This window comes from Streptomyces sp. NPDC097617 (assembly GCF_044761485.1).
In the GTDB taxonomy this organism is placed as follows: domain Bacteria; phylum Actinomycetota; class Actinomycetes; order Streptomycetales; family Streptomycetaceae; genus Streptomyces.
The window spans coordinates 513,033-539,626 of the sequence record NZ_JBIWCL010000002.1; the positions used below are offsets into that span (position 1 = coordinate 513,033).

Sequence of the window (26,594 nt, forward strand, 5' to 3'; positions counted from 1 at the left end):
GGCTCACGCTCCCTCGTCCGGCGGGTCGGGCTGCGGGTGGTCGGTGTCGTCATCGGGCAGCAGGAACAGGTTGCCGGAGCGATAACTCGCTCCCAGTCGCGCGGGTTTGGTGGGACGTCTTGTCACCACCACCTCGCGGCGGTGCCGGCGCTCGGCATCAAGGCCGGCGACAGCCTGCTCGACGCGCTGCGGCATGGGGGTCACCGATGAGACGGCGGCCGGGGCAGCGGCCCGGTCCTCGGCGGCGGCCCGGGCCTGGGCCTCGTCCCGGGCGTGGTTGATGCGTTCGGAGCGGGTGGTGGCCGTCTTCCAGCTGCTGACCGGAACCCGGGCGGCGAGGATCTCCAGCAGCAGGGGCAGCAGTTCGGCATCCGTGCGGGGCCGCATATCTGCCTCACGTGCGGCGGCCAGTAGCTCGGAGACCCGTCGGTCGCCGAACGCGGGGACCGTGCCGACCGGGGGCAGTCCGGTCCAGCGCAATTCGTGCCAGTCGTGGGTGAGGGGGTCCTGGAAGAACACGGTACGGCGGTCGCGCGGTTCGCGGCGGACGCACCAGCGGCCCTTGAACCTCCCACCCCGGGCCGAGCGCTCGTTCAGGTAGGGCTCAAGCGCGTCGCCGTAATACCAAAGGCCCCTGATCTTCACTCCGCGCTCCCGCAGCACGGAGATGGGATGGGACGGCAGCAGCTCGTAGTAGAGGTCCGGCTGTGGCAGCCGCAGCCCCAGGCCGGTCTGCTCGAAGGATGCCGCGAACAGGGTGTTGGGGCTGTGGTTGCCGCCGACGTCCCAGGCCGGGGCGTACTCGCCCAGCTGCCTCCGCTGCCAGATGCCCACGATCCAGGTGGCGACGAGGTGTTCCATCTCCTCCAGTGTCAGCACCTCCTCGTCCTCGGGGGCGGCCCCGCGGTCGGCGGCGTCGACGCCGGTGTAGCCGGGCAGGTGCTCGAACAGCAGCGTCCTGATCGCGCCGAAGGCCCGCTCGACGGCGTGCTTGTCCGGAGGTCGCAGGGCCCGGGCCGGAAGGATGTTGCAGCCCAGCTTCCGCTCGACCTCCACCAGGTGGTGGTTGCGATAGACAGACCCGTGGTCGGTGGTGACTGTCTCCGGGCTGAAGAACGGCAGCCCGGCCACCGGATGGCCGGCGAACTCGGCCACCAGCGCGGACGGCAGCCCCGGATACGGCCACTCCATCTCCGGCCCCCACTCCGGTCGCATCGGAAGTGGCAGCATCACGTCCCGCAGCAGCATCGCCGCGTCCACCGCGGTGTCCGACACCAGCGTGAGCCTGAAAGCGCAGAGCGAGTGGGTGAACACATCCAGCGCGAGGGTCAGGTGGGCCCTGACCGGCTCGCCGAAGACACCTTCGCGGACCATCGCCGGCAGCACCGTGGTGTCCAGCGCGACCACCTGCCCGGGACGGTCGACCAGCACATGCCCGGACCGTACCGGCAGATCAGCCGCCCCCAGATTGCGAGGCCGTGACCCGCTGGGGCCAAACCACTCGTGCCAGACCTGCCGCAGCGTGTTGTAGGACGGGACGTGCAGGTCGGGCCCGTAGGTCTCGCGTACGTACTGATGGATCAGGCGGGTGCGGGTGGCCATCCCGACCCGGGACCGGCCCTGCAGTTCGGTGTGGACCGTGAAGATCGCCTCCCGGATCTCCGGGCCGATGCTCGGGCGGCGCCCGCCCGGCCGCAGCCACCGGTCATCGGCGCATCCGATCAGCCCGGACCGCTCACGGCCACGCTCCCAGCGGATCAGCGTGCGGTAACCGACCCGGTCCAGTCCCAGCAGCCGGGCCTCCTGCCGGTCCATCGCCGCCAGCTCGGCGACCTTGGCCCACCGCCGCTCGGTCAGCGTGGTGATGGCCGGGTCGTAACACGGCCTCGGTTCCCCCGGCCCGGGATCCTCCGGATTCCCACTGCGGAACCCGGTGCCCACCTCCACCAGGTGGGCCATCCGTAGCCGGACCAACTCCAGCCTCCCCGGCGGAAGATCAGCCACGGACGCGGGCTGCCGCCCGCGGTCCGGGCCGTCGGCCGCTGTGCGCGAGGACGGCCGACAAGCCGGATGGTTGACGAGGAACCGGAAGGTCAGCTGCTGGCGGGCTCCCGCCGGATCGAGTACCACGACCCGCCCCAGATGGGGTTCGTGCCGTTCGACAGTCCACTCCACCCCGTCCAGGACAAGCCCGGCCCCCGGAGCGAGATCAAGCACCAGCGGAGGACTCACAGGGCCCCACCTGCCGGCTCGACCAGCGAGCGGTCACTCAGCGGGACAGAAAGATCGATGCCGAGCGAACGGTGCCAGAGCTGGTGCAGCAGCTCCGCCCGAGCCAGCGCCGGAACCGTGGAAGCGGCCACGAGTTCCCCGAACGTCACCCGGGCCCGAGCCCGTTCCAAGAGATCCGCCCGCAGCCCGAGCGGATCGGGCAGCGGGCGGCGCTGGCAGGACAAAGCGTCCAGCCCGGTGAAGACGTGCCGCCTCCAGCCTGCGGCCACTACGTATTCCCAGCCGCAGGCCAGTGCCATCTCAAAGGCGGCGGCGAACGACTCGACGTCCTTCCCGCCCACACGGTCGAGCGGGCGGACATCGATCAGACACACCCCGGCCCGGGACAGCACCAGGAAGTCCGGAACATGGACACGTGGCCCGCCGCCGGTCCGGAACTGCAGCTTCAAGGGCTGCGGGACCACCTCCCGCACCTGGCCGGCGAAGTCCAGCGCGAGCAGGACCTTCGCTTCCTCCAGACTCTCGAAGCCGTGATGCCGCCCTGTGCTGACCATGTACTGAAGCCCGGGCCGGTGGCGCTGCCGCCGATGCCACGAGAACCAGCGAACCGGCCCGACCCCGGGAAGCTGAACCTGGGCAAGGTCCCGGACCGGCACGATCAGTTCGCTGCCTCCGAGATTCAGGGTGACCGCCCAGCGGCGAGTCCAGCCATTCGAGAGATCCAGATCCTGACGTCCAGAGGCAACCGACGCCCGTACGAGCAAGTCGTCCCAGCGGCAGCGGTGTGACCACACCGCCCCCGCCTCAGGGTCTGCCGCAGGCAGCAGTCCGTCCTCGTCGGCCATGTCTTCAAGCAAACGCCCGCCCACGGCGCCCGCACCAGCACGCTTCGAAATTGGTGACAACCCGATTGCGAACACGCACCTTGTGACAACTAGCCCGAGCAACTGGTGACAACTATCGCTGCGAACTCGACCGAGAGGACCAGGTCAGATCCCCCGCTCGGTGACAGTTATCGCTGCGAGTCACACGGCGCCGCCGCCGCTGATCCTCCCGGCGCCCCGGCCGGGCGGCGCAGTGAGCCGAATCGGGCGCGCACCACGTCGGCGAAACTGCTCCACAATTGACAGTTGGGGCCCGCCGGCGACCGGGTTCGCCGGATGATGAGCCCGACATGGCCGATGCCTCTGCTGGGACGCGCCCGTGTCCGCGGCCTTCGAGGTGGGGCGGACGGTGGCTGCGGGCTGCCGTGTTCACTCAGCTCAGCTGCACGCTGGCCGTCGTCGGCCATCACCTGGCCTCGGAGGAACCGGTGCCCTGGCAGCGGGTGGCCGCCGGTTCCGTGGTGGTCTTCGCGCTCTCCTGGCTCGCGGGCCGTCCATGCCGGCCCGGTTCGCACGTGGTCATCGCCACCGGACTCGCACAACTGCTGCTGCACCGGGCCCTGTCCGTACCGCGAGCGGCAGGCGCAGGCGCCCCGCACTCCCAAGCGCACGCAGGCGCGCTGGAGATCGAACGTACGGCGCACCACAGTTCGTGGACGATGACAGCGGTGCATTGCGTGGCCGCATGCGTGATGGCTCTGCTCATGCATCGCGCGGACCGGGCGTTGAGCCGGCTGCCTCAGACGGTGGGCCGGTGGCTGCAGACGGCCGTCGCGGCGGCCGTCGCGGCTCTCGGAGTCCGCTGCCGGCCAGGGCCCCACCGCGGCCCGCGGACCGTACGCATCACCCTCGACGGCCCGGCTCCGAGACCGACGGCGACAACGATGCTCTGCCACGCGGTGGTGCGGCGGGGGCCTCCTGACGGACGCGCAGGAGACGTTCCCCCTGATCCCGGCGGGCCCTTCGGCTACAGGTCGAGGCCCGTCCCGCGTACCGAGAGGGTTCTCCATCATGAACGGATCACACACGCGCCCCGGGCTCCGCAGGCTGGGTATCACGGCCGTCGGCGCCCTGGTGGCCGTGGGCGTGGCCGCCGGCCCGGCCGCCGCGCACGCCGAAGTCACGGCCTCCGACCCACGTGCGCTCGCCGAGAACGTGACGCTGTCGTTCACCTCCGAGGCCGAGTCGGAGACCGCGGGCATCTCGGAGTTGCGGGTGGTACTGCCGGAAGGCATCGCCCCGGACGCCGTGACGCTGAAGGACGCCCCGAAGGAGTGGAAACTGACGGCCACCGCGGACGGGTACGCGATCGGCGGCCCGGCCCTGGCGACCGGCACGGACGCCGAATACAGCGTCACCGTGCGCCAGCTGCCCGACCAGAAGTCCCTGGCCTTCAAGACCCTGGAGACCTACGGCGACGGGAAGGTCTCCCGCTGGATCGAGGTGCCCACCAGCGGCGAGAAGGTCGACAACCCGGCCCCCCTTCTCGAACTCAAGGCAGCGGCTCCCGGGGCCAAGCCGATCGCCCCCAGCCCCTCGCCGAGCGCGGCCGCGCCCTCTGCCCAGCCCTCGACGGCGGATCCGTCGGCTTCCGTCGCGCCCGCGAGCGCGCAGGCGGCGAGCGACAAGGACGCGGGCAGCAGCACCGAGGCCGTCGCCGGCGTGATCGCTTCCGTACTCCTGCTGGCCGCTGCCGGCGCCTTTTGGTGGGTACGCCGCAACGGCAGCCAGGCCTGACCAGTGCCCTGACATGAGCGCACGGGGCCGGCGCGGCGTGCGACATGCGCCGGCCCCCGACGTTCACCTCTTCTGGCGGAGCACGCAAGGCAACGCACAGGTCACTGTGTGGAATCCAGCGTGATTCCGTGACCGCCGTCGGGGCGACGAGCACGTCGCCGCGCCGGTTCCGGAACTCCGCGGCCCGGGCCTGAATCGGGGCGGCGACAACGCCTCCTCCCCGGAACTACTCAGGCAGAAGCGCCCTTCACCTCGGTACCGACGTGATGCGGACGGTGTCGCGCACGGTGACCTGGTCGATGTCGGTGGTGCGCACCGTGATGTTCAGCGTCCACTCGCCGGGCATGGGAAGCCGGAGGTCGTAGGCGGCCCAGTACCCCTTCTGGTTCTTGAGCTTGGCGTCGAGCGGACCGATTCCTAGCTCCTCCTGGGTGAGCGTGAGGCGGAGTTCCGGCACGGAGGCGAGGCCGCCGTCCCCGGTGAAGACGACGGCTTCGACCGTGTTCTCCCCGACGCGCCCCGGCGCCATGGTGATCTGCACCGTGCCCTGGTGATCGGCCGTGCCCATGTCGAAGGGCACCGTGATCACCTTCACCCCCGGATCCTCCGCCGAGGCCGCCGCGACCCTCTCGCCGGCGGCGCGGCTGGGCTGGGTACCGGTGAGCACGGTGGTGATCAGCAGGACCACGACACCCAGCACAGCTTCGGCGGTCACCATACGGCGCAGGCTCCGCCGGTACCTTTCGGCTTCGAGCACGGGCGGCTCGCTCTCGTCGCTCGGCCCGTCTCCGCCAGGTGCATCGGACGCGGCATCGAGGTCCTGCCCGGCGGAAGCCACGGGCGCGCCTACCGTCTGGGCCACCCGTACCCGCTCGGGTTCGGGCACCTCCGGCGTCTGCGCGGCCGACGACGCCTCGTCGACGAGGCGGGCAGTCCAGCGGCGGGAGAAGGAGGCCACCCACAGCACCAGGACCACGACGGCGACCTTCACGATCAGGGTCCTGCCGTACGACGTGGTGGACAGCGCTTCCCAGGAGCCGACCTGCCGCCAGGACTGGTACACCCCCGTGCCGACCAGAACCGCGACAGCTCTGAAGGCCAGACCGGAGAACCGAGCGATCGCGGACGCCGGCATGGCACGGCTGTCGGGTCCGCGGCGTCGGAGGAGGAGCAGCAGCAGCAGCGTGATCAGGCCGCCCAGCCAGACGCCCATGGCCAACAGGTGCAGCACGGCGACGGGCATGGCCAGTGCCACCTGGATGCCGGCGGCGGCATGTTCCACGAAGGCCCAGGTGACCGCCAGGGCCACGGCGAGCAGCACACCGACCTGCCGGACGCGGGCCCCGAGGTCCTGCGGCGGTGAGCCGTCCTCGGTACATTCGAGCCGTCGGGCCAGCCTCCTGAGCAACACCGCGGCGACCGCCAGGAGTACGAGCCGTGCGATCAGCGCACCACCGGGTCGCCCGGTGACGGTCCGGCCCAGCTGAGCCAGGTCGAACGCCGAAGTCACCTGGCCGGCCGACTCGTACGGGCCCCGCAGCAGCACCATGGCCACCGTGGACGCCGTCAGCGCCACCCACCCGAGTGCCAGCAGCCTGCGCACCGGACGCGTCGCGCCCGCCGCGGGCCAGCAGACGAGGACGAACGCGGCGGCGCCGACGAGGAGGGCCAGGCCGCTGTAGGCGACGTAGCGAAAGACGCCGTACAGGCGGCCGACCGCCGTATCGTCCGGCGAGCCGGTCGCCACCACGGCGGCGGTCTGCGACGGTTGCCCGATGGAGAAGACGAACGCGCCGGAGATGGGGTGGCCGTCGGCGGAGACGACGCGCCATGCCACCGTGTAGGTGCCCTCGGGCAACGTGCCGGACAGCTCAACCCGAGCGGTGTTCTCCTTGCCGTCCACATGCTGCGCGGGTCGCGGGTTCACCCGCTCGTTCTCCGGCGACAGCACGCGCAGCGAGTCGTCGGAGAAGCTGACCGACTCGGTGAAGGTGAGCGTGACGTACCGCGGCTCGGTCTTCAGGACGGCGCCGTCCGCAGGATCGGAGCCGCTCAGCCCGGCATGCGCGAAGGCCGCGCCCGCTCCGCCGAACAGCAGGGCGAACACGGCGGCGACCAGTACCAGGACGGTCAATGACCTCCTCGCGGGAGGCGATCCACTGGACATGAGCACAGTCTCCGAAGCGGCAGTCGGACGGCGTGTGTCACCTGCGGCGACAGGGGCGGACTCTGGCGGGCTGGCTGTGGACGATAGTGCCGCTGATCAGGCGACCAAGCTGTTTAAGCAACTTCGGCTAAAGACGGCGCCAAGGGCTCGCCCCGGCCCGCTTTCCCTGTACGGACGCCCGCGCAGGCCCTTCATGCACGCTGGTTCCGGCAGCGTCCGGGAGCACTCGTCGGACTCTGGCTTCGCGACCGGGCGGGCGCTGTGCGGTGCGGGAACGCGGCACGCGGTCCGGTGGCAGGGCTCATCCGGCCCCGGCGTCGTCCGCCTGCCGTTCCTCCCGCTCTGCCGTCGGCTGCTGCTTCAGCCACAGCGGGTGCTCCCGCTCCGCCCAGGGGCGGGCGACGGACCCCGTCCGCATGCCCCTGCGCGCCTCCGGGTCGGCGAGCGCCATCCTGATGTGTCCGGCCAGCACCACCCCTATGGCCAGGGCCAGCCAGTCGTGCACGAAGGTGGCACTGGTGCGCCACACCAGCGGTGTCAGGTGGGTGAACCACATCAGGAGACCGGTCGCCAGCATCACCAGGACAGCGCCCGCGATCCACGACGCGTAGATCTTCTGCCCGGCGTTGAACTTGCCCGCGGGCCTGGACCCGGACCGGTGGTCGCGTCGCCGTGCCGCGCGCAGCCACTTCTTGTCGTGCGGCCCGAAGCGGTTCAGCCTGCGCAGATCGGCGCGGAACGCGGGAGAGACGAGGCCCAGCAGGAAGGGGGCGGGCAGCAGGATGCCGGCCCATTCGTGCACGGTCACGACGAGGTACCTGCGGCCGACGAGTTCGGCGAGCTGCGGTACGTACAGAGCGGCCGCGGTCGCCACGCACAGCAGGAGCAGCGCGGCCGTCGTACGGTGGACCCAGCGCTCGGCGCGGCTGAACCTGCGTACGCGTGGCGCCGGTTCAGGTGGTGGGGGTGTCGGTGCGGCCGTTCGACCGGCCGACCCAGGCGTCGACGTCATAGCCCCGCTCCTCCCAATAGCCGGGACGGACGTCGGACGTCACGGTGATCCCGGAGAGCCATTTCGCCGACTTGTAGAAGTACATCGGCGCGACGTAGAGCCGGACCGGGCCACCGTGCGAGTGGCTGACCGGCTTGTCCTGCATCTGCAGGCAGACCAGCACATCGTCGCGTCGGGCCTGCGGCAGCGTGAGGCTCTCGCTGTACGCGCCGTCGAAGCAGGTGAAGCGGATGGCCCTGGCCTGCGGCCGTACGCCGGCGGCGTCCAGGAGCCGCGAGAGCGGAACGCCCGAGAAGGCGGTCTGCGGCACCCGCCAGCCGGTCACGCACTGGACGTCCCGTACGACACGCGTCTGCGGCAGCGCGCGCAGTGCGTCGACGCTGTACGTCATGGGGCGGTCGACCAGACCGTCCACGGTGAGCCGGTAGTCCTGCTCGTTCTTCCGCGGCACGGAAGAGGTCACGGAGTAGTAGCGGAAGCCGCCCCCGTTGGGGAGCAGCCCGGTGAGCCCGGTCGGGTCCTTGTCCGAGGCGGCCCCGAGGAAGGACTCGATCCCGCGCTGCACGTACGGGGCGGCGACGAGTCCCCCGGCCCCGAGCCCGAGCATGCCGAGCACCAGGCGGCGCCCGACGGGGGCACCCTCGGCGTCGGGGTGTTCTGTGGTCATGGCCTGATTCCAACACCCCTGGGTCCCGGATACCAGGGAGACCGCCACGCCGTCAGACTTCCGTCACAGATCCCCGCCCCGCCACAGACGCCCCGAGCGCGCGGTCAGCCCCCTCCCCCGTCCGGCTCCGCGACATACGCACCACCGGCGACGACCGTTTCCTCCTACCCCAGTCGCCGACGTCAGCCGACGGCGTCAAGGTGTCCCCCTGAAGAGCAACCATCGACGTGGACATGCGTTCCCTCGCTCCTCTGGGTGGCGAGCTGCCCGATGGGGTTCTGAGCAGCCCCCTTCCGGTGTCCGGTGGCGGCGGTGGGGAGCGGCGGGAAGTCGCGACGGTCAGGAGGCAGGGGCACTCCGGCCGAGCGGTGTGACCTGCTGTGGCGCCCTGCGCAGGGGGAACCGGACAGCGCGAGGAAGTGCTCAATCGAACGGGGAACGGAGTTGCCCCGTGGCTCCGCGTCGCTCTCGACCGTACGTACCGGGCGGTGCTCCCGGCCGGATCCCGCGCCGCGGACCTCCCCGGAGGGGAGCAGACCCTGGTGGTGCCCGTCCGCGAGGACGGGAAGACGCTCCGAATGATCATCATTACGGACGAGGCCCTCCCCTTCGTCGACGCCACCCGGGTCGACGACACCGAGAAGCGCGGGCTGCCCGACGGCGACGCCCTGGTCGCCGAAGCCTGCAAGGCCGACCCTGAGCCCCTCACCGCCCGGGCGCTCTCCGCGCTCCCCGCCGACGAGCGCAAGGCCGCCGCCGCATGGCCCTGCGACTGAGTCGGCGGCTACGCCTCCTGCGCTTCGCCCGCGGCACTGCCCTGCGTATGACCGCCGCGTTCACCGCCGCCGCACGGGCTTCGACGGCCGAGCTGCTCCCTGATCCGCTGGGCCAGCCCTTCGTCGTACGTCATGAGGCCATTCTCCCGCAGCGGCCTGTGACCTGCCGGAGAGAGCCGTTCGGTGGAATCGTCCGCCGCGGCCCGGCTCATCCCCTCGTTTGTGGCGATGCATGAAGGGTGACCGCCACGCGCGCGAATTGCGGCGGCCCATGTCGCTCGTAGGGAGCTTGTGTGAGCACCTCTGGTTCTGGTTCGGCCAGTACCGCTGAGGACTGGAACAACGGCCGCTACGCGGAGGCGATCGATGCCCGGCGGGGCGAACTGTCGCTGCGTGACGCGGACGGTTGGTGCTGTCCCCTGAACCTCGAGAGATGGTGCGCGCGAGCGGATGCCGGTGACCACGCAGTGCTGCGACGCCGCAAAGGGCGCGTACTGGACATCGGCTGCGGATCCGTGAGCCTGTCCACGGCCGGGGGCTGCTCATCGTGGAGACCGCTTACGGCGATGTGGACGAGCGACGTCGCGTCCGGATCCACGCAGGACCGCGGGCCGTGAGCGGCGCCTTCCCCTGGGCGGTCGCGGGTGCTGCGGCCCTGGGCCGACATGCCCAGGTGTCGGGCTGGAGGGTGATCGAGCGATGGACGGCCGGCGAGCGCCGTCACTTCTTGGCGCTGCGCGCCTGCCGCTGACGCCGTGCGGCTCGTCGTCGAGGTGCCGACGCACGCCGGCCGCGGATGAGGAGGGCCGCTGCTGCACGGTGCGGATGCCGGTGACGAAGAGCCCGTACGGCGAGGTGGGCCAGGAGAACATGCCGCACGTGGACGGCGACCGGTCATGTGACACGCCATGCGGCTGCGCCGGCCGGAAGGCGGGCGGAGGCGGCATTGGAGTTGCGCCCTAGCGGAAAGCATCGACATTGCGGGCGACCCAGTCGTTGAACGAGTGCGGGACACGCCCGAGGACTCGTTCCACGTCCGGACTGATCCGCAGTTCGGCCGGGTTCGGGGCGGAGATGATGTCCAGGGTGTCGTCGGCGAGTTCGATCGGTACGAACCGGGTCATCGCGACTTTGGCCTCGTCGCGGGTCAGTTCGTGGAACCGTACGGGCGAGCCGAGCGCGGCGGCGATCGCCTCCGCCTGCTGACGCGGCGCAATCACCTCCGGCCCGGTCAGCTCGTACACCCTGCCGGTGTGCTGACTGTCCAGCAGGCAGGCCGCCGCCACCTCGGCGATGTCCGCCGGATCGACGACCGGAACCCCCACATCGCCGAAGGGCGCGGCGACCGTCCTTTGCGTGCGGACGGACTCCGCCCACCCCAGGGCGTTGGAGGCGAACCCTCCCGGTCGCAGGACGGCCCAGTCCAGGCCCGAGTCCCGCAACGCGTCTTCCACTGCGCGCATCGCGACCCGCGACGGGCCGAGTGGCCTCGTCGCTACGCCCTGCGAGGACAGCAGGACGACCCGGCGGACTCCACTGGCCGCGGCCAGGCCGATGATGTCGGACGGCTTCGCTTCGGGAGCGTGCAGGTTACCGGACAGCAGAAGGAAGAGCGCCTTCGCCCCGGCCAACGCGGGTGTGAGGGCGCCGGGTTCGGCAAGGTCGGCAGCCACGTGCCGGACCCCTGCCGGCATGTCCGCCCGGTGCCGCGACACCGCCGTCACCTGCTCGCCCGCCTCTGCGAGGGCCTGCGTCAACGGTCGGCCCACATTCCCGGTAGCCCCGGTTACCACGATCATGTTCAGCTCCATATTCGATGTGCACTGCGGCAATTGACGCTAGAAGCTGAGCTCACTCTTCGTAAGGACATACCCAGAGGTAAGCTCCCGACATGCGGGAAGGTGCGCAGCTGAAACGGGTCGCGACGAGCCATGGACGTGAGGTGCTTCACACCGACTGCCCCGCGCGTGACGTGGTCGACCACGTGACCAGCAGGTGGGGTATCTGGGTTCTGATCTCCTTGCGGAGCAACGACCTTCGGTTCTACGAACTGCGCGACGGCATCCAGGGCGTCAGTGAGAAAATGCTCGCTCAGACCCTGCGCGCGTTGGTCCAGGACGGCCTGGTCCGGCGGGAGGTGGAGCCGACGACGCCGCCTCAGGTCACCTACGGGTTGACCGACTTCGGCCAGGACATCAGTGAGCCGCTGACGGACTTGTTCGACCGGATCACACAGCGGCTACCACCGAGCAGCCCGGGATAGTGCCGTATGGGTCGTCCTCGAGGGCGAGACGGTCGTGATGGACACGCGATCCGTCACGCGGGTGGCGTAGAGGAAGTACAGGGTGCCGTCGTGGGCGCGGACGATGCCGGTGGTCAGCGGGAAGCCCAGGGCCGGGGTGTGCACGCCGCCGTCGGCGGGCTCGGGCAGGGTGGCCAGGATCCGGACGGCGCCGCCGCGGGAGACCGCGGCGACCTGGCGGGCCTTGGCGAACGTGACGTACGCGGTGCCGTCCGGGGCCAGCGCGATGTTCTCCGGCGTCCGGCCCTTGGCCAGGTCGAAGTGTACGGCGGTACGTGCGTGGCCGAGCGGCGCGGAGACGGCGGATGCCGGGACCGGAGCGGCCATCGCGACTGCGGCAGCGGCCAGGACTGCGGCCGATACGGCGGTCCTGGAGGGCTTGGAGGGCTTGGAGAGTTTGGAGAACACGGGGTTCCTTCACTGTTTTCGGGCATGCGGCAGCGACACGCCGACGCACAGGGGTGGATGGATGCCGGGCGAAGGACTGCCGGTCAGCCGGTGCTGAGCCGGCTGTCCGTACGGGCTGGCGCGCCCGGGACGATGGCCTGGGCCAGGAGGTCGAGCGCGGCCCGTGAGGGTGAGCCGGGTTCCGTGGTGGCGACCACGACACTGGGACCCGGCCCGTGGCCGAGCGTCTGCTGGATCACGGTCAGCGAACCGACCAGCGGGTGGCGCATCTCGTAGTCGGCGACCGTGCAGGCCTTGACCCGGTGGTCGGCCCACATCGACGCGAAGTCCTCGCTCTTCGCGCTCAGCTCGCCCACCAGCGTGTGCAGCGCAGCGTCCTGCGGATACTGGCCGGTCACCAGGCGCAGATTGCCCACCACGGCCCGGGCCTTGCCCGCCCAGTCCGCGTACAGGTCGCGGGTGTGGGCGTCGAGGAACACGAGCCTGGCCATGTTGGGGCGCTCCGCCGGCACCTCCGGGGCACCGGGGTCGAGGTGCCCGGCGAACAACGCGTGCCCCAGCCGGTTCCACGCCAGGACGTCACTGCGTCGGCCGACCACGATCGCGGGGACGGATGCCAGCGCGTCCAGCAGCTGACCGGTCGCCTCCGTCACCCGCTCCGGCGCGGGGCGCCTGCGACCGCGGGGCGTGGCCGATCGGGCCAGGTCCCGCAGGTGCAGTCGCTCGGCCTCGTCCAGTCGCAGAGCCCGGGCGATCGCGTCGAGCACCTCCGGGGAGGCGTTCAGCGAGTGCCCTTGTTCCAGGCGGGCGTAGGAGGAGGCGCTCACCCCTGCGAGCAGCGCCAGCTCCTCGCGGCGCAGGCCCGGCACGCGCCGCCGCTCCCCGTAGGTGGGTACTCCGGCTTCGTCGGGCCGGAGTTGGGAGCGCCGTGTCCGCAGGAAGTCCCCGAGCTGTGATGTCCCGTTCATGGCTCCGAGTATCGGCCGGTCCGCAACGCACAGCCTCTCCCTGCCGGGGATAGGCACGAGCGGGTCTGGCTCCCCGGCAGGGCCGGCGATGAGATGGGCACCGCCACACCCCTGCACCCCCGCACTCGTCCAGGAGGACACTTTGAGCACCGACACCACCACCCGCGCACACGATCCTCTCGACACCCTGGACGCAGCGGATTTCGCCTTCACCAGGCGCGCGTGGGTCGACGCCTCCCCCACACGGGTCTACGACCTGGTCAGTGAGGTGTCCGCGATCCACCGATGGAGTCCCCATGCCACCGGTGTCACCTTCGACCAGGGCGCCGGCGCCCGGGCCGGCGCCTGGTTCAGCGGCCGCAACCGGAGGGGCGGCAAGCAGTGGACCACCCGCTCCCAGATCACGCGGGCCGACCCCGGCGCCGCCTTCACCTTCGTCGTCGGCGGCGCCGAGCACGGCATCGTGCGATGGAGCTGGACCTTCCTCCCCCAAGGACGCGGCACCGTCGTTCAGCAGTCCTGGCAACTCCTGCGCCTCGACCCCGTACTGGGCAGCACCCGCGGCGACCTCGACACACTGCGCGACTACATGGCGGACAGCGCGGAGACCACCCTGACCTCCCTCGCCCGATGGATCGCCGAGGAACTCCACCCCGACACCACCCGCCGGCAATGACCGGATCTCCCACCGATGGCTGTGCGACGAGCCGAGGGGCCGTACCGGGAAGCCACGAACCGGGCCTCCGAGCGCCCACCACCGTAAGCCGGTACGAGCGCAACAGGTGAAGCACCCGCTCGCGAAGCCATCGGCACTGCCTCGCCCGGGTGCCGCCACGGGCCCGGTACGGGCGGCAACCGGTCCGGGCCCAGGGCGATCCGGGGCGGCGGCTGCCTTCCCGGCCGCTCAGGGCGGCCAGAGGTCGACTTCCCGGCGGAGCGCAGCACCGCGAAAATGAGGAGAGGAGATTCTCCCAAGGGGGGCTGAGGCGTGTGACGGCGGAGTCAGAAGATGCCCTTACCATCCGCACGGTGACCGAGCGGCTCATCAAGGCGCACCCGCAGTGCGACGCCCACCTGGTACACAGCTCGGTACAGACTGCGTACGAGGAGCTCAGGTATGCACGTGTGCGTACCTACCTCCCCGTCCTGATGGAACGCAGAGCGCGGGACCTGCTGCTTTCCGACCAGCAGCCGGAGCACCCGATCTGACCCCCATGACTCCCCCGTGGGCACGACCGGCGGGGCTGCTTCTTGATGCCCCGGTCGAGGCGCTGCGCGGGGAGCGGCCGGCGGAGCCCGTGTGGCATGCGGTGGTCCGCAACCACCCCGACGACCCGGTCTTGTTCGACGGCCAGTGGGCGGAGGTCGCCGCCGCCATGGTCGCGGCTGTGGGGATCGCCGAGCGCGGTGAAGAGCACGCCTGCCGGTGGAGAAGCGCAAGGTGGCGGTGTGGGCGCGGACCACACCGCGAAGGGGCGCCGCCCACGCGGTTTCCCACGCAGGCGACGCCCCTCGCCCAGACCTGTTCGGATCAGCTCACCGCACGGTCTTCGAACCGAGTTCGCCGGGCTTCTTCGGCACCCACGGGTGCACGGCGGTTGCCTCCTCAGGGGCAGGCTCGTCCATGGTCACACGCCAGACGTCCTTGCCGTCCACACTGATGGCCCGGACCTGGATCTGCTTGATCTGGCCGGTCTCGTGCAGATAGAGCACGACCTCCTGCCGGAGCGAGCCCTCGTCGTAGAACTCCGCGGTCACCTTGCCCCGGGCTCCCGTGCCGAATGCCGCGATCCAGTTCTCGGCAGTCTTTTCGGGGACGCCCTTGGCCTCCTTGTCGGCCACCAGCGACGCCAGCTCGCCCACCTTGCCGTCGGCGATGCGCCACACCACCTGTTGGGTGATGCCCAAGGATCCCGTGGACGGGTATCCGACCACGGCGAGCGGCGGGTGGCTGCCGTAGTCACCGGCGTACGCCACGTCTTCGGCATCGTAGGCCGAGGAGCAGGCGGTCAACATGCCGACGGCCAACGCGGAGAGCGCCACGGCCCGCAGGGCTGGTCCTGGCCTCATCGAGATCTCGGCCGAAGCGCGCCGACCTCGACGATCGGGTTGGGGCCGGTCCGGTTCCGGGCCATGATCGCCCCGAGCGTGTCGTGGGCGTTGAAGCCGTGCTGGGCAACCCAGACGACGCCTTGGTTGTTGGCGGTCACGACCGCCGCGTGGTTGTACACACCGTTGTCCTTCTTCCAGCTGAAGAACAGGATGTCTCCAGGGCGAAGATTGTACGACCGGTTGACGTAGCCGGGCTGCCGGTAGTTGAACATGTGTACGAACAGGTTCTGGGCCGCTGACCAGGTATGGCTGTTCTTCTTCCACGACGTCCAGGAGGTGTTCCGCCACCAGGCACGGTCCTGCCAGTACGCCCAGTGGCGCATCTTCATGCCGCCGCCGTTGTAGAGGGCCTTGGACACGAAGTTGGTGCAGTCGTTGGTGCCGTAGTCCCTCTTGATCCGCCCGGCGTTGTTCCAGGCCCAGCTCGCGGTACCCGAACCGTTGACGTAGGAGGCGGTGAGGGCACCGGCCGGGGAGGTGTCCGGCACGGGGAACCCGTCTGCGCCCAGGAGGAGGGACTCCGCGTCACCGGTCGGGACGCCCGCGGTGTCGGCCGGTGTGGCAGCCACCTGGGTTCCCGCCGCGGCCGTGGGGGACAGCTTCTGCCCCGCCTCGCTGTCGTCGGATTCGCTCTCGAGCTTCACGGTCCCGCCCGAGACGTCGAATACGAACCGCTTGGCGCGTCGGTCCTCCGACACCTCGTCGACCCCGTTGACCCGCAGGGTCATCGTCTGGATCACCGTGGTCCGAACGACCACGCGGTCGGTTCCGCCATTGGCGACCATGGTGTCCGTCAGAGCCGAACTGGCTCCCACGTACGCCTGGCTTTGCGTTCCCAGCGCTACGAGGCTCCCGATGAGGGAGGCCTCCTGCACGTCGAGGACCGATCCGAAGACCGCACCGTGCGGGGACTCGGCCGCCGCCTCGGCGGTGGTGGCGCTGACCCCCGTGGTGACCTTGTTGCGAGCGCTCAAGTACGCCTGGACGTAGTCCGTGTACGGCGTGGTGCCACCGGCCACGGAGACGCCCTGGGCCAGTGCGGAACGGGTCACCGGGCCGCTGCCGACGGCATTCTTCGCCGTCACCGAGACCCGGTAGGAGGTCGCGTTGCTCAGCCCGGAGAAGACGGCGCGCAGCGCCGTGCCCTCCCAGGTGCCCACCACCGTGCCGTCGCTCTTCTCGGCCTTGGCCACGTACGTGACCTCGCCGGTCGACCCGCTGTCGAGCGGGGCGTTCCAGGTGGCAAGCAGGCCGGTGTCACCCGGAGTGGCGACGACGTCGCCGACCACGCCGGGAGCGGTCGGCGGAAGGTACTCGACCGTCAGCTTGGGACGCAGGGCGGGGTCCGTCGCCGCACCCGAGTGGTACGAGGCCGCGGCGACCGTGCCGGGGACCGTGAGGGCCAGTCCCTCGTTGCCGCCCCGGTCGAGCCAGGACTGCACCAGTATTCCGAAGTCGACCTCGGACAGCGCGAGGTCCGAGACGTAGCTGTCGCTGCCCGCGGCCGTCAGGAGGTCCTTGCCGCTCTGCGCAGCGGTCCACGGCGTGGACAGCTCGAACGCCTCCGGCTTCTGCGCCTCACACGGCGCGGGGCAGTTCGCGCGGATCAGCGACAGCTTGGCGGAGGTGACCCGCGCGCCCTTCGGCAGCGCGGCGAGGTCCGCCTTCAGATGAGTGGCCCACTGGTGGCCGTCGGCGGCGCCGATCCGGAGCTGACCGGCCGGCGGCGTGGCGCAGTTGGGCACGTCACAATCGGTGGCCGTCGTCACGCCCGCGAGAGCGGTGCCGTTGATGATCAGGGACTGCGTGGCGGGCATCGGCGGCATCGCCTGGAGCCGGACGGTCAGGTTCTGCTCCGCCGACCAGGGCGAGCATCCGACGCTGTCACAGGCCCGCACGGACCAGCGGTAGCTCGCGCCGTCCGCCAGTTTGCCGTCCGGGATCTCCAGGGCGGCCCGGCTGCCGCTCTCCACCCATACGGGAGGCAGCGGAAGACCAGGGACCGGATTCCCGGCCGCGTCCTTGAACGAGAACTCCGCGCTCACGCGGGTCTGCGCCGGGGTCGTGACGACCGCGGACAGGATCGGCGTCAGCGTCTGCTGCGCACCGGCCTGCACATCCTGCGGCGCGTCGGGCAGCGGACTGACGGTGAAGGCGGTCCAGTTGGACCACGGGGACCAGCTGTTGCTGTAGTGCGTTCCGTCGTAGGGGGAGGTACGGAACCGGTACGTGTGCCCGTGCTGGAGCACGCCTGCCGGAACGACGACCGAGGCGGGGGTGCCCGCAGGGACGTAGGGCGACACCAGCGTGTTTCCGACCTGCGCGTTCGTAGCGGCGTCGAAGATCTGGAAGGTGCCGTTGACCGTGTCGCCGTCCTTGTCCGCGAACGTGTCGCGCAGGGTCGGCGTCGTCGTGTCGACCCGCCAGGCCGGGGTCTTGTCCTGGACGAACGGAGGACCGGCCTCCTGCTTCGTGCCGGTCTGGGGACGGTAGTTGTAGGTCACCGTCAGCTTGGGCGGATTCGACGTGGCGTTCGCGGAGTTGACCCGCTTCCACTGCCCGACGACCGCCTCCGACGAGGCCTGCAGGCCCATGCTGGACAGCGGCGCCTTCGCGGACGCCCACGTCTGAACGAGGGTGGTCACGTCGGTGTTGATCCAGCCGTCCGGTGCCGAGCCGCAGCCGGGGTTGCCGCGGGTTTGGGTCGACGTGGCGTACTTGGTGCCCATGGCGGGCTGGTTCGTCCAGCGCGACGCGGTGCTCGGGGCGGCAGAGCTCCAGACCTCCCACGGCTGCGCGGTGCAGTCGGTGTTGCCGGAGTGGAAGTTCCACAGGCTCAGGCTCGCGCTGGAGACCAGCGCGTCCGCGATGGGCGCGGTGTTCCAGGTGATGAAGGAACGCGCGGTGCGGAAGGTGCCGTTCGCGTTCTTCGTCCCCGGGTTGCCGAGGTCGAGCTCGGTGTCGTTCGACCAGTCGACGGTCTCGCCCTGCTGGACGTAGGTGTCGAAGACATTGCCCAGCGAGGAGGTGGAGGGGTCCACGGTCACGGGGTACTTGGTGGCCGGGTCGGCGAGGAACTTTGCGTCCGGGGTGACGACGAGGTCGACCGTGCCCTTGCCCTGGACGACCTTCATCGCCACGGGCACCTTGCGGGTGTGCTCGCCGGAGACCGGATCGACCGTGGAGTCCCACATCACCGGAGCCGGCATGACGGCGGTCCGGCGGCTCTTGCGGTCGGTGAACTGCACGCTGCCGTCGGCCTGCTGCTCCACCTTCAGGCCCTTGGCCACCAGCGGCAGGGTGTACGCGTAGTTCTCGCCGAGGGGGCGCTGCTTCAGCTCGACGAACTGCTCGAAGCCGCTGCGCGTTGCCTCGATGACGACGTCACCGCCGGGGACGGCGTTGGTGTACTCGGCGCGGGCCCCGTCCAGCTTCGGGGACGGCAGGGCGCCCTTCCACTTGAGGGTGATCTGCTCGTCGCCCTCGCCCAGGGTGACCAGGTCGGTGCTGATGTAGTCGATGGACGGGGCGGCCCTGGGCGCGGACTTGGCCATGCGCGGGAGGCTGCCCGGGGCCAGCTTCAGGCCCTGCGGGTGGGCCTTCGACGCCACGGACCCGCCGGGGCCGTGGCCCAGGGTCACGTCGACGGCGCGCCAGCCGCGTGCCTGCTGGTCGTAGAAACGGATCGGCCCGGCGGCCACTTCGGTGGTCAGTGTGCCGTTCGGGTTCACCCACGTCGTGGCGGTCTCGGACCGCTCCGAGACCGCTTCCACGCGGTGGCCGGCCGTCCGCGCGGCCACCCGGGCCCGCGGGAGGTTGAGCTCTTCGGTCACGTTGCCGGACTTGGGCGCGGCGGTCGGCGCGGCGGCCGCATCCGCCGCGTTCGAGCTCTGGAGCAGAGTGGCGGTCACCATGAGTGCCGCCCCGCCCGCTATCCAGTGCGAGGTCCCCCAGGGCCCTCTTCCACGGCGTCTTGCCGCGGACAAACGAGTAGCCATACTTCCTCGGTCTTCCGATGCGTATCGAGTGATCTCGATACGGAGAGTTGCAAGGTAGCGCTCTGACCAGGCCGTTCGATCTCACAAACAGACAAGAGGGACACAACTCGCGGCCCGGTGATGCAATTCACGCCAAGGCTGGGTTTCGCTGTTCACTTCGGCTCGCGCCGAGCCCGTCGCCGATGAGGACATCAATCTGGCTCCGGCCTCGGCCACGGCGCCCGCGTCCGGTGCCCGGGTACCGGACGACGACCCATCGGCCGCGCCCACCGGACGGGCCCCCGGCCCCGCCCTGGCGCCGCTCCCGCCGCTTCCTCTTCCACCGCGCCCGCAGCCCCCCGCCGCCGCTGGGCCGCGGGTGCGGGAGGTCGCCGATCCGTGGGCCGCCCCTGCGCCTGCGCCTGCGAGTATCGGATGCGAAGCGGGCCTGGGGCCCGTTGACCGAAGGCCTGACGGTTTCCCGTGACCTCGACCTCGGCAACCGGTCGCTCGTCCTGAAGCAGCTGAGGGTGGAGCTGGCCGCGCATGTGCAGATGGTGTTGATGGTGCGGGAGGTGCTGCCGGAGCGGGAGGCGGGCCTGCTGGTCGGCTCACGTCAGTGGCCGCTGCTTGCCGCCCGCGTGCAGAACATCGGGGAGAGCGGCGGCAGCCAGACCGTCGCCCGGCACCTGAACCACCTGAGCGCCGACACCTCCTGGCAGGAAGTCACCGGCACGGCCCTGGTCGGCCGCCTCGTAGACGCAACTCTCACCTCCCTGACCACCCCGCCCGGCGCACCGGCCGCCTCCCGGCCCCGGGTCTCCCCGACGGCGGCCCGCTCCCGCTCCACCACCACACCCGCGGCCGTGGCCCCCCGGCACGCCAGCCCTGGCCCCGGCCGCCGCCGCGGTCCCGCTCACTGGCAACAAGCCGCGGCCAAGGCGGCTGGGCGCGCCCGGTAGACGCCCGGGGCTGGGCCAGGGGTGTCCCGCGCAAGACGCCCTTTCCCCCGGGCCTGTTACAGACGGTCAGTAGCCGTCTCGCGATCCGTCGTCTGGACGCGTCGGGGTTTCGGGCTCTGTCCATGCGGGATGATCACCTTCATGGACTGTGCACATGCACGAGCGCGCCCGAACCCGCTCGGGGGCACCTTCACGCAGTGAGGGCCCGCAGGATCAGCCAGCGGCGCGCCACGGGCCGTCGACGGGGGCGGCGTCTTCCGCAACCCGCTCCGCTTCGAGCGGCCGCGCATGGACGTGACATCCGAGGACGTCCACCGTTTCGGAGCGGCCTGGCGGTCGCCGCCGGCCGACCCCTGCGCGGGAGGGGCCGGGGCCCGGCCGGATCAGCCATGGCTACCGTGCCGCCGGGGTTCGGGCTCCCGACCATGTGCGCCCGGTCGACGACGTCGACTACGACCAGGCCGCCACCGAGCGCCTTCCGCCAGCGTCGAAGTCGGTAGCCCGCGAGGTCCTCGGGGAGCTCCGGCCTTCGGGGTGGGCGCTGGCTAAGACGTCATCTCATTTGGCCGTTTGGGTAGGCTGTCGTTCATGGTGGGGATCGTTGAACGGCTGGTACCGGATGAGTTGTGGGACATGTTCCAGCGGGTGGTGCCCGAGGCGCCGTCGCGGCCTCAGGGTGGCGGCCGGCGTCGGCACGGTGACCGGGAAGTGCTCGCGGCGATCGTGTTCGTCGCGACCTCGGGTTGCACGTGGCAGCAGCTGCCTTCGGCGTCGTTCGGACCCTCCGGCGCGACCGCCCATCGGCGCTTTTCCGAGTGGTCGAAGGCCAGGGTGTGGGCCAAGCTCCACCGCCTGGTCCTCGACGAGCTCGGCGCCCGCGGCGAGCTGGACTGGTCGCACTGTGCGATCGACTCGGTGAACATGAGGGCCTTGAAAAGGGGGACCTGACGGGTCCGAATCCTGTCGATCGGGGCAAGTTCGGATCGAAAATCCATTTGATCACCGAGCAGACCGGTCTGCCCCTCTCCGTCGGGATCTCCGGCGCGAACATGCACGACAGCCTCGGTCTTGAACCTCTCGTGCGGGGCATCCCGCCGATCCGGTCCCGGCGAGGCCCCCGTCGGCGGCGCCCCGGCAAACTCCACGCGGACAAAGGCTACGACTACGCCCACCTGCGCCGATGGTTACGCGGGCGCGGTATCACCCACCGCATCGCCCGCCGCGGCATCGAGTCCTCGCAGCGGCTGGGCCGCCACCGCTGGACCATCGAGCGCACCATGGCCTGGCTCGCCGGCTGCCGCCGTCTCCACCGCCACTACGAACGCAAAGCCGAGCACTTCCTCGCCTTCACCAGCATCGCCTGCACCCTCATCTGCTACCGCAGATTGGCCAAATGAGATGAGTCCTAAGACGTTCGCACCGCGCCAGCGCGGGCAGCCGTCGCGCACACCCGCCGCAGTAGGTAGTGCAGCTGTGCGCGCTCGCCCTTGGTGAGGCAGCCGAGCAGGACGTCCTGCACCGACTGCATGTCCTCATGCGCCGTATCCAGCACCGCGGTTCCGGCCGGGGTGAGCGTCACGACCTCGTGACGTCCACCGATGTTCACGACCGTCTCCTGTACCAGGCCCTGCTCCAGGAGATCACCGACCACGCGCGAGACGTCAGCCGCCGGCGCCTCCACCTGCGCGGCGAGATCGCGCCTGGCATGCGGCCCCAAATCCGCCAGCGTCCTGAGAACCGACCGGTGGAAAGCGCCCATGCCGCGCGTTCCCAGCCGCTCGGCCATCAACATGTCCACGGCCCGGTTCGCTGCCGCCAGGAGATGCACGGTTTGCTCGGAGGGATTCGAGAACCCGTTCCCCCTGTCGTACACGGCGCGTCCAATCACTGGGAGGGGAAGGTCACCTCCGCCCCGGGACACGCGGACCACTGTCGCCGACGGCACATTGCACGCAGGGTACGAGGCGCCCCCGGATCGGGACCCACGCAACGCTCGGACCTGGAGAGGTAGGTGAAATAAGCCTAGGCTCACCATACTTTCCCCAGACCATTCGGTCTACATCATTGTCGTCACTCGGGCGCTCATTCGGCAAGAAGGGCCCGCGCGGCGAACTCCACGTACTCGTGCAGTGCGTAGGCCAGCACCAGGCCCAGCAGGGCCGATACCGCCACCGCCGCCACCAGCCCCGCTGCGGCCGCCCGCGCCCTGCGGGCCTGCGGACGCACCGGCACCGGCCCCAACAGGGCTTCGACCCGCTGCGGAACCGGACCGGTACTCACCGACAGCAAGGAACCACGGCCTCCGCCCGCCTTCTCGGCGGACGCGGCGGCCAGCGCCGCGCGTGCGATCGCGGTCGCCGCCAGCCGCCGGTTTCCCACCGACGAGGCCGCCGACTCGTCCGCCCACCGCTCGAGGTGGAAGTCCAGGGCCGGGCGCAGGGGCCGCAGGGCGGGATGGACCGCGGCGGCCAGGTAGGCGGTGACGGACCACAGATGGTGGCGGCCCGTCAGGTGGGCCCGCTCGTGACCGAGCAGCACTTCACGCTCCGCCGGGCCCAAGGTCTTGAGCATGCCCGTCGTCACCACGACCCGGCCGCTGCGCTTGCGCCATCCCGGCAGTGCGAACGCCTGCGGCTCGGAATCCGGTACGACCAGAAGGTCGCCGTCGGACACCGCGTCGCCGGTGGACGCCCAGGCGCGGGCAAGCAGCGAGCGGCGCTCGTACCAGCGGCGGACCAGCAGCACCGCTTGGAGGACCAGAACCGCACCCGCCACAGCGGCGACCGGCACGGTAGCCGGCCATTCGGAAGCCGCCCGTGAGAGCGGGATCTGTTCCAGGGAGGCGAGGAAGGGCACGTGGAACAGACCGATGAGCGCCGCAACTGTGCCGCCCGCCAGCAACACGGCAGCCCCGGTCAGTGCCGCGCACGCTTCCCTCGGCGGCAGGAGCGCGGCCAGCCGGCGGGTGGCCGGCGCCGCGCCCCACGGAAGCACCAGGGTCAGCATGACCAGGGCCAAGACCAGGGTCATCAGCCCTCCCCGGACTCCAGGAGCAGGCGCCGCAGCGCCTCCTCGTCGTCCCCGGACAGCGAGGACACGAACCGCTTCAGCACGAGGTCCCGCTGGGGCTCCCGCTCCAGCTCGCGGTGCATGCGTCCGGCCGCCAGCCCGGCGGCGTCGTCCGCCGCGGCGTAGACGAAGCCCCTGCCGACGCGGGTCCGCACGACCGTCCCCTTCTCGTAGAGGCGGGTGAGGATCGTCGTCACCGTCGTCCTGGCCAGGTCCCGGCCGAGCGCGGCGTTGATCTGCTGCGGCGTCAACGGCTCATCGGCCGCCCACAGAACCGCCAGCACGTCCGCGACGAGTTCACCGTGCGGACGCCTTGCGTCCGCGCCGTCCTCCACCATCCCGCTACCGCCCTGCTGCCGCCCCGGGCTGATGCGCCCGGTCACCGATAAATAGGTTTGCCTTATCTAACTGTACGGGGGCACGCGCCGAGCTCCGCATGCCTGCCCCACTGCTCGGCCGCCGCGGAGGCCGGCGCCGTGGGAACCGGACGGCTCACTCCTCACCCGTCTCACCCTGAGCGATTTCGATGCCGGAGTGCAGATCGTCGGCGGCCTGGAGGGACGCGCCGGCCGACAGGACCAGGCAGGCCAACAGCGTCACGGCCGCCAGGCGGTGCGGGGCGCTACGGGTGCGGGCCCGGGCGGGCGCGTCGAGCAGGGCCGTGACCCGCCGGGGCACCGGGCCCGTCGTGGCGGCCAGCGCGAAGCCGGGCCGGCGCCAATCAGGCGACGTACCGGCAGCCAGAGCGGCCCGGGCGATGGCCCGGGCCGTGAGGCGGCGGTCACCCACCGCCCGCGCGGCGGATTCGTCGGCGCAGCGCTCCAGCGCGTAACGGAGGGGCTCGCGCACGGCGCGCAGCCCCGGATGGCAGTGGGCGGCCAGCTCGACCATCGCCACCAGGAGGTGGTGGCGCCCTTTCAGGTGGGCTCTCTCATGGGCGAGCAGGACCTCGCGTTCCTCCGCGGACAGTGCGCGCAGCATGCCCGAGGTGATCACGATACGGCCGGGTCGGCCCGGCAGCGCGTACGCGTCGGGGTGCTCCTCCTGCAGGACCACGAGTTCGCTCCGGCTGCCGGCGGCAAGCACGCGCGCCTGCCTCAGCTGCCGCCACCACCGGTACGCACCGTGCAGCAGCAGGGCGCCACGGACGGCAAGCAGCAAGCCCGCCACGACGGTGATCGCGATGGCCGTGCCCGGCGGACCGGATGTGAGGGGGGTGAGCAGGTCGCCGAGCGCCGCCACCGGCCGAAGGTGCGTGGCTCCGGGAACGATCAGCAGGGCGAGGGCCGCAGTGCTCCCCGCGGCGAGCCCGGCGGCCGAACCGGCCAACAGCCGGACGGCCTGCTGCGGCGGCAGGCTCGTCACCGCGCGGCACGCCGGGCCGGCCAGGAAGGGCAGGAGGAGCGGCAGCGACAACCACATCACGCGGCGCCTCCTGTGCCGTCCTCTTCCAGCAGGGCGCGCAGCAGGGCCTCGTCCTCGTTGCTGAGCTGGGAGACGAAGCGGCTCAGTACGGTCACGCGGTCCTCGGTCCTGGCCAGTTCCGCGTGCATGCGGCGTGCGGTCAGCCCCGACGAGTCCTCGGTCGGCTGGTAGGCGAACCCACGGCCGGACCGGGTGCGGGTGACCACGCCCTTCTCGTAGAGGCGGGACAGGACCGTCGTCACCGTCGTTCGGGCGTGGGAGGAACCGAGCGCCTCCTGGACCTGCCCGGGCGTCAACGGGGCGCCGGCCGCCCACAGCGCCGCCAGGACGCTCGCCCCCAGCTCACCGGCGGGCCGCCGTTCTGTATGCGCATCCCCCATGAGAATCTCCTCACCACCACGATCGTCTACAGTGACGTAGACCGTCTACAGAACTGTAGTCGATGATGTCGTTGCCGCCCGATCCACTCACCAGCAGGGGAGTCGCCCACCATGGCCGTATCCGCCCACACGGCAGTGCCACAGGCCGTGAACCTGCTCGACGCCGGATCACTGCTGTCCGCATTCGGCGCGCTCGGCATCGCCGTCGTCCTCTTCGCCGAGACCGGCCTCCTGGTCGGCTTCTTCCTGCCCGGCGACTCCCTCCTGTTCACCGCGGGCCTGCTCTGCGTCCCGGGCGGGGACCGCCCCGTCCACCTCTCACTGCCCCAGGTGCTGGCCTCCGCTGTGATCGGCGCGCTCCTGGGAGCGCAAGTGGGCTACCTCATCGGCCGGCGCGGGGGCCGAACCCTGCTCGCCCGGAGCCGCAGCCGAAAACTCCACGAGGGAGCCGAGCGTGCCGAGGAACTCCTCGACCGCTACGGCCACGCCAAAGCCATCGTGCTGGCCCGCTTCGTACCGGTCGTACGCACCGTGCTCAACCCCCTGGCCGGCGCCCTGGGCGTGCCCGCCCGCGTCTTCACGCTCTGGCAGGTCGTGGGCGGACTGTTGTGGACCGTCGGCCTCGTCCTCGCCGGCTACGCACTCGGCTCCTCCGTGCCCGACGTAGACCACTACCTCCTGCCGATCGTGGCCCTCGTCGCCCTCATCTCCCTCACCCCGCTGGCCCTCGAAATGATCCGTCGGCGGCGCCACCGCGCCCCGAGCGGAAACGGGCATTGAACCCGCGCGCCCCAGACGGGCCGTCCGTGAACGCACAGCGGCCTGTCGGGCGCCCACGGATCCCACCGTCTCCACTCACCGACCGATCCACACCGGCCCCTGAAACCTCTGGACGGGAGATGACCGAGCACCCCTGCCGCGCGCTGATCGTCAGGGCCGGGCTGCCGCTTGTCATGAGGCACGGCACCTCGGTCACCACCTCGATGGTCGCCCGGGCTGCGGGAGTCCCGGCAGCGGCGGTCTTCACCGCGTTCCCGGTCCAAGCCGCCCTGCTGGAAGCCTGCGCGGCCGAGGCCCTCAGGGCGGACGAAGCGGTAGCGGCCATAGCCGCGGTCGACCTGACCCAGCCACTCGCCCTCCGTCTGGCATCAGCCGCCCTACATCTCCGCAGCTATGCGGCCCGCGCACTCCTGCTTGCCGATGCCATGCCCACAAGCCGGCCCCGGCGCCCCGAGCCGGAGGAATCCGACGGGCGTGTCCGGCACGAAGAGGAACTCGCGTCGCTCCGATCCGCTCTGACGGCCCTCATCGAACCAGAGCGTGAGCGGCTCAGAATGCCCCCGGAGCACCTCGCCCGGGTGTTCCAGTCGATGGTCTTGGCCGACACGCCGACCGGCCCCGCGGAGACCCTGCCGGCCGAAGAGCTGGTGTCGCTGCTCCTGTGGGGTGCACTGGCCCCTCCCTGACCAAGACCGTGCCCCTGACGTGCCCTATGCCATCCGACCGTGCTGCCGTG

The 26,594-nt window shown here is 70.9% G+C and carries 25 protein-coding genes and 1 pseudogene; 9 read left to right on the forward strand and 17 right to left on the reverse strand.

Annotation, left to right across the window (positions count from 1 at the left end; translation table 11 throughout):
- Positions 1 to 3 precede the first annotated feature (3 nt).
- Positions 4 to 2,004 (reverse strand): transposase, encoded by a 2,001-nt coding sequence (locus tag ACIQZO_RS05640; RefSeq protein ID WP_403620537.1) that lies wholly within the window; start codon positions 2,002 to 2,004, stop codon positions 4 to 6.
- Between the two features lie 224 nt (positions 2,005 to 2,228).
- Positions 2,229 to 3,077, reverse strand: a complete 849-nt coding sequence (locus ACIQZO_RS05645; protein WP_403620540.1) for a TnsA-like heteromeric transposase endonuclease subunit — start codon at positions 3,075 to 3,077, stop codon at positions 2,229 to 2,231.
- Between the two features lie 1,050 nt (positions 3,078 to 4,127).
- Here ACIQZO_RS05645 and ACIQZO_RS05650 point away from each other — a divergent pair.
- Positions 4,128 to 4,853, forward strand: a complete 726-nt coding sequence (locus ACIQZO_RS05650) for a DUF1775 domain-containing protein (RefSeq protein ID WP_403620543.1) — start codon at positions 4,128 to 4,130, stop codon at positions 4,851 to 4,853.
- 247 nt (positions 4,854 to 5,100) lie between these two features.
- On the opposite strand, the gene ACIQZO_RS05655 is transcribed toward ACIQZO_RS05650, so the two are convergent.
- The 3 genes from ACIQZO_RS05655 to ACIQZO_RS05665 form a co-directional block, all read right to left on the reverse strand.
- A complete protein-coding gene (locus tag ACIQZO_RS05655; RefSeq protein ID WP_403620546.1) occupies positions 5,101 to 6,987 on the reverse strand; it encodes a copper resistance CopC/CopD family protein in 1,887 nt (628 codons plus the stop codon).
- Positions 6,988 to 7,321: 334 nt separating this feature from the next.
- Positions 7,322 to 8,032, reverse strand: coding sequence for a cytochrome b/b6 domain-containing protein (locus tag ACIQZO_RS05660; RefSeq protein ID WP_403620549.1), 711 nt, complete (start codon positions 8,030 to 8,032; stop codon positions 7,322 to 7,324).
- The gene (locus tag ACIQZO_RS05665) at positions 7,974 to 8,699 is read right to left on the reverse strand and encodes a molybdopterin-dependent oxidoreductase (RefSeq protein WP_403620552.1); all 726 of its coding nucleotides are present in this window, start codon (positions 8,697 to 8,699) and stop codon (positions 7,974 to 7,976) included. The genes ACIQZO_RS05660 and ACIQZO_RS05665 overlap by 59 nt, the downstream gene beginning before the upstream one ends.
- Positions 8,700 to 9,118: 419 nt before the next feature.
- Between ACIQZO_RS05665 and ACIQZO_RS05670 the strand changes: the two genes are divergently transcribed.
- The gene (locus ACIQZO_RS05670; protein WP_403620555.1) at positions 9,119 to 9,475 is read left to right on the forward strand and encodes a hypothetical protein; all 357 of its coding nucleotides are present in this window, start codon (positions 9,119 to 9,121) and stop codon (positions 9,473 to 9,475) included.
- 8 nt (positions 9,476 to 9,483) lie between these two features.
- Here the strand turns inward: ACIQZO_RS05670 and ACIQZO_RS05675 are convergent, their stop codons facing one another.
- Together ACIQZO_RS05675 and ACIQZO_RS05680 are read right to left on the reverse strand one after the other, a co-directional pair.
- Positions 9,484 to 9,609, reverse strand: coding sequence for a hypothetical protein (locus ACIQZO_RS05675; RefSeq protein WP_403620558.1), 126 nt, complete (start codon positions 9,607 to 9,609; stop codon positions 9,484 to 9,486).
- Between the two features lie 825 nt (positions 9,610 to 10,434).
- Positions 10,435 to 11,274, reverse strand: coding sequence for an SDR family oxidoreductase (locus ACIQZO_RS05680; RefSeq protein WP_403620561.1), 840 nt, complete (start codon positions 11,272 to 11,274; stop codon positions 10,435 to 10,437).
- Positions 11,275 to 11,366: 92 nt separating this feature from the next.
- Between ACIQZO_RS05680 and ACIQZO_RS05685 the strand changes: the two genes are divergently transcribed.
- Entirely contained in the window at positions 11,367 to 11,738 is a 372-nt protein-coding gene (locus ACIQZO_RS05685; RefSeq protein WP_403620564.1) for a winged helix-turn-helix transcriptional regulator, read from the forward strand.
- Here ACIQZO_RS05685 and ACIQZO_RS05690 read toward each other — a convergent pair.
- Both ACIQZO_RS05690 and ACIQZO_RS05695 read right to left on the reverse strand, forming a co-directional pair.
- Entirely contained in the window at positions 11,715 to 12,185 is a 471-nt protein-coding gene (locus ACIQZO_RS05690) for a hypothetical protein (protein ID WP_403620567.1), read from the reverse strand. The genes ACIQZO_RS05685 and ACIQZO_RS05690 overlap by 24 nt on opposite strands.
- 83 nt (positions 12,186 to 12,268) lie before the next feature.
- Complete coding sequence (locus tag ACIQZO_RS05695) at positions 12,269 to 13,153, reverse strand: helix-turn-helix domain-containing protein (protein WP_403620570.1); 885 nt, start codon at positions 13,151 to 13,153, stop codon at positions 12,269 to 12,271.
- Between the two features lie 142 nt (positions 13,154 to 13,295).
- Here ACIQZO_RS05695 and ACIQZO_RS05700 point away from each other — a divergent pair, with 142 nt between their 5' ends.
- Both ACIQZO_RS05700 and ACIQZO_RS05705 read left to right on the forward strand, forming a co-directional pair.
- Positions 13,296 to 13,829, forward strand: a complete 534-nt coding sequence (locus ACIQZO_RS05700; RefSeq protein ID WP_403620573.1) for an SRPBCC family protein — start codon at positions 13,296 to 13,298, stop codon at positions 13,827 to 13,829.
- Between the two features lie 314 nt (positions 13,830 to 14,143).
- Positions 14,144 to 14,362 (forward strand): three-helix bundle dimerization domain-containing protein, encoded by a 219-nt coding sequence (locus tag ACIQZO_RS05705; protein WP_403620576.1) that lies wholly within the window; start codon positions 14,144 to 14,146, stop codon positions 14,360 to 14,362.
- Positions 14,363 to 14,689: 327 nt separating this feature from the next.
- Here ACIQZO_RS05705 and ACIQZO_RS05710 read toward each other — a convergent pair whose 3' ends face one another.
- The 3 genes and pseudogenes from ACIQZO_RS05710 to ACIQZO_RS05720 all read right to left on the reverse strand — a co-directional run.
- The gene (locus ACIQZO_RS05710) at positions 14,690 to 15,223 is read right to left on the reverse strand and encodes a hypothetical protein (RefSeq protein WP_403620579.1); all 534 of its coding nucleotides are present in this window, start codon (positions 15,221 to 15,223) and stop codon (positions 14,690 to 14,692) included.
- Positions 15,220 to 17,091 (reverse strand): amidase domain-containing protein, encoded by a 1,872-nt coding sequence (locus tag ACIQZO_RS05715; RefSeq protein ID WP_403620927.1) that lies wholly within the window; start codon positions 17,089 to 17,091, stop codon positions 15,220 to 15,222. Before ACIQZO_RS05715 ends, ACIQZO_RS05710 begins: the two co-directional genes overlap by 4 nt.
- A 312-nt stretch (positions 17,092 to 17,403) precedes the next feature.
- Positions 17,404 to 19,176, reverse strand: a pseudogene (locus ACIQZO_RS05720) (DNRLRE domain-containing protein); the annotation flags it as partial.
- Positions 19,177 to 19,700: 524 nt separating this feature from the next.
- Here ACIQZO_RS05720 and ACIQZO_RS05725 point away from each other — a divergent pair.
- Entirely contained in the window at positions 19,701 to 20,204 is a 504-nt protein-coding gene (locus ACIQZO_RS05725; protein ID WP_403620582.1) for a hypothetical protein, read from the forward strand.
- Positions 20,205 to 20,792: 588 nt separating this feature from the next.
- A protein-coding gene (locus ACIQZO_RS05730; RefSeq protein WP_403620585.1) for an IS5 family transposase occupies positions 20,793 to 21,601 on the forward strand; the annotation gives its coding sequence in 2 pieces (ribosomal slippage) (positions 20,793 to 21,141 and positions 21,141 to 21,601; 810 coding nt in all).
- 8 nt (positions 21,602 to 21,609) lie between these two features.
- Here ACIQZO_RS05730 and ACIQZO_RS05735 read toward each other — a convergent pair.
- From ACIQZO_RS05735 to ACIQZO_RS05755, 5 genes are all read right to left on the reverse strand, one after another.
- Positions 21,610 to 21,990 (reverse strand): MarR family winged helix-turn-helix transcriptional regulator, encoded by a 381-nt coding sequence (locus ACIQZO_RS05735; RefSeq protein WP_403620587.1) that lies wholly within the window; start codon positions 21,988 to 21,990, stop codon positions 21,610 to 21,612.
- A gap of 296 nt (positions 21,991 to 22,286) precedes the next feature.
- Complete coding sequence (locus ACIQZO_RS05740; protein ID WP_403620590.1) at positions 22,287 to 23,234, reverse strand: M56 family metallopeptidase; 948 nt, start codon at positions 23,232 to 23,234, stop codon at positions 22,287 to 22,289.
- Positions 23,234 to 23,611 (reverse strand): BlaI/MecI/CopY family transcriptional regulator, encoded by a 378-nt coding sequence (locus ACIQZO_RS05745; protein WP_403620930.1) that lies wholly within the window; start codon positions 23,609 to 23,611, stop codon positions 23,234 to 23,236. Before ACIQZO_RS05745 ends, ACIQZO_RS05740 begins: the two co-directional genes overlap by 1 nt.
- A 154-nt stretch (positions 23,612 to 23,765) precedes the next feature.
- Entirely contained in the window at positions 23,766 to 24,695 is a 930-nt protein-coding gene (locus tag ACIQZO_RS05750) for a M56 family metallopeptidase (RefSeq protein ID WP_403620933.1), read from the reverse strand.
- The gene (locus tag ACIQZO_RS05755; protein WP_403620593.1) at positions 24,695 to 25,078 is read right to left on the reverse strand and encodes a BlaI/MecI/CopY family transcriptional regulator; all 384 of its coding nucleotides are present in this window, start codon (positions 25,076 to 25,078) and stop codon (positions 24,695 to 24,697) included. The genes ACIQZO_RS05750 and ACIQZO_RS05755 overlap by 1 nt, the downstream gene beginning before the upstream one ends.
- A 111-nt stretch (positions 25,079 to 25,189) precedes the next feature.
- Between ACIQZO_RS05755 and ACIQZO_RS05760 the strand changes: the two genes are divergently transcribed.
- Both ACIQZO_RS05760 and ACIQZO_RS05765 read left to right on the forward strand, forming a co-directional pair.
- Entirely contained in the window at positions 25,190 to 25,858 is a 669-nt protein-coding gene (locus ACIQZO_RS05760) for a DedA family protein (protein WP_403620596.1), read from the forward strand.
- Positions 25,859 to 25,977: 119 nt separating this feature from the next.
- Positions 25,978 to 26,544 (forward strand): TetR family transcriptional regulator, encoded by a 567-nt coding sequence (locus tag ACIQZO_RS05765; protein ID WP_403620599.1) that lies wholly within the window; start codon positions 25,978 to 25,980, stop codon positions 26,542 to 26,544.
- Positions 26,545 to 26,594 lie beyond the last annotated feature (50 nt).

What these genes read in the sequence shown, in the direction of transcription:
- ACIQZO_RS05645 (WP_403620540.1), bottom strand. Translation starts at nt 3,077, where the DNA reads ATGGCCGACGAGGACGGACTGCTGCCTGCGGCAGACCCTGAGGCGGGG.
- ACIQZO_RS05650 (WP_403620543.1), top strand. Translation starts at nt 4,128, where the DNA reads ATGAACGGATCACACACGCGCCCCGGGCTCCGCAGGCTGGGTATCACG.
- ACIQZO_RS05660 (WP_403620549.1), bottom strand. Translation starts at nt 8,032, where the DNA reads ATGACGTCGACGCCTGGGTCGGCCGGTCGAACGGCCGCACCGACACCC.
- ACIQZO_RS05665 (WP_403620552.1), bottom strand. Translation starts at nt 8,699, where the DNA reads ATGACCACAGAACACCCCGACGCCGAGGGTGCCCCCGTCGGGCGCCGC.
- ACIQZO_RS05675 (WP_403620558.1), bottom strand. Translation starts at nt 9,609, where the DNA reads ATGACGTACGACGAAGGGCTGGCCCAGCGGATCAGGGAGCAGCTCGGC.
- ACIQZO_RS05680 (WP_403620561.1), bottom strand. Translation starts at nt 11,274, where the DNA reads ATGATCGTGGTAACCGGGGCTACCGGGAATGTGGGCCGACCGTTGACG.
- ACIQZO_RS05685 (WP_403620564.1), top strand. Translation starts at nt 11,367, where the DNA reads ATGCGGGAAGGTGCGCAGCTGAAACGGGTCGCGACGAGCCATGGACGT.
- ACIQZO_RS05695 (WP_403620570.1), bottom strand. Translation starts at nt 13,153, where the DNA reads ATGAACGGGACATCACAGCTCGGGGACTTCCTGCGGACACGGCGCTCC.
- ACIQZO_RS05710 (WP_403620579.1), bottom strand. Translation starts at nt 15,223, where the DNA reads ATGAGGCCAGGACCAGCCCTGCGGGCCGTGGCGCTCTCCGCGTTGGCC.
- ACIQZO_RS05715 (WP_403620927.1), bottom strand. Translation starts at nt 17,091, where the DNA reads ATGCCGCCGATGCCCGCCACGCAGTCCCTGATCATCAACGGCACCGCT.
- ACIQZO_RS05735 (WP_403620587.1), bottom strand. Translation starts at nt 21,990, where the DNA reads ATGGCCGAGCGGCTGGGAACGCGCGGCATGGGCGCTTTCCACCGGTCG.
- ACIQZO_RS05740 (WP_403620590.1), bottom strand. Translation starts at nt 23,234, where the DNA reads ATGACCCTGGTCTTGGCCCTGGTCATGCTGACCCTGGTGCTTCCGTGG.
- ACIQZO_RS05745 (WP_403620930.1), bottom strand. Translation starts at nt 23,611, where the DNA reads ATGGTGGAGGACGGCGCGGACGCAAGGCGTCCGCACGGTGAACTCGTC.
- ACIQZO_RS05750 (WP_403620933.1), bottom strand. Translation starts at nt 24,695, where the DNA reads ATGTGGTTGTCGCTGCCGCTCCTCCTGCCCTTCCTGGCCGGCCCGGCG.
- ACIQZO_RS05755 (WP_403620593.1), bottom strand. Translation starts at nt 25,078, where the DNA reads ATGGGGGATGCGCATACAGAACGGCGGCCCGCCGGTGAGCTGGGGGCG.
- ACIQZO_RS05760 (WP_403620596.1), top strand. Translation starts at nt 25,190, where the DNA reads ATGGCCGTATCCGCCCACACGGCAGTGCCACAGGCCGTGAACCTGCTC.
- ACIQZO_RS05765 (WP_403620599.1), top strand. Translation starts at nt 25,978, where the DNA reads ATGACCGAGCACCCCTGCCGCGCGCTGATCGTCAGGGCCGGGCTGCCG.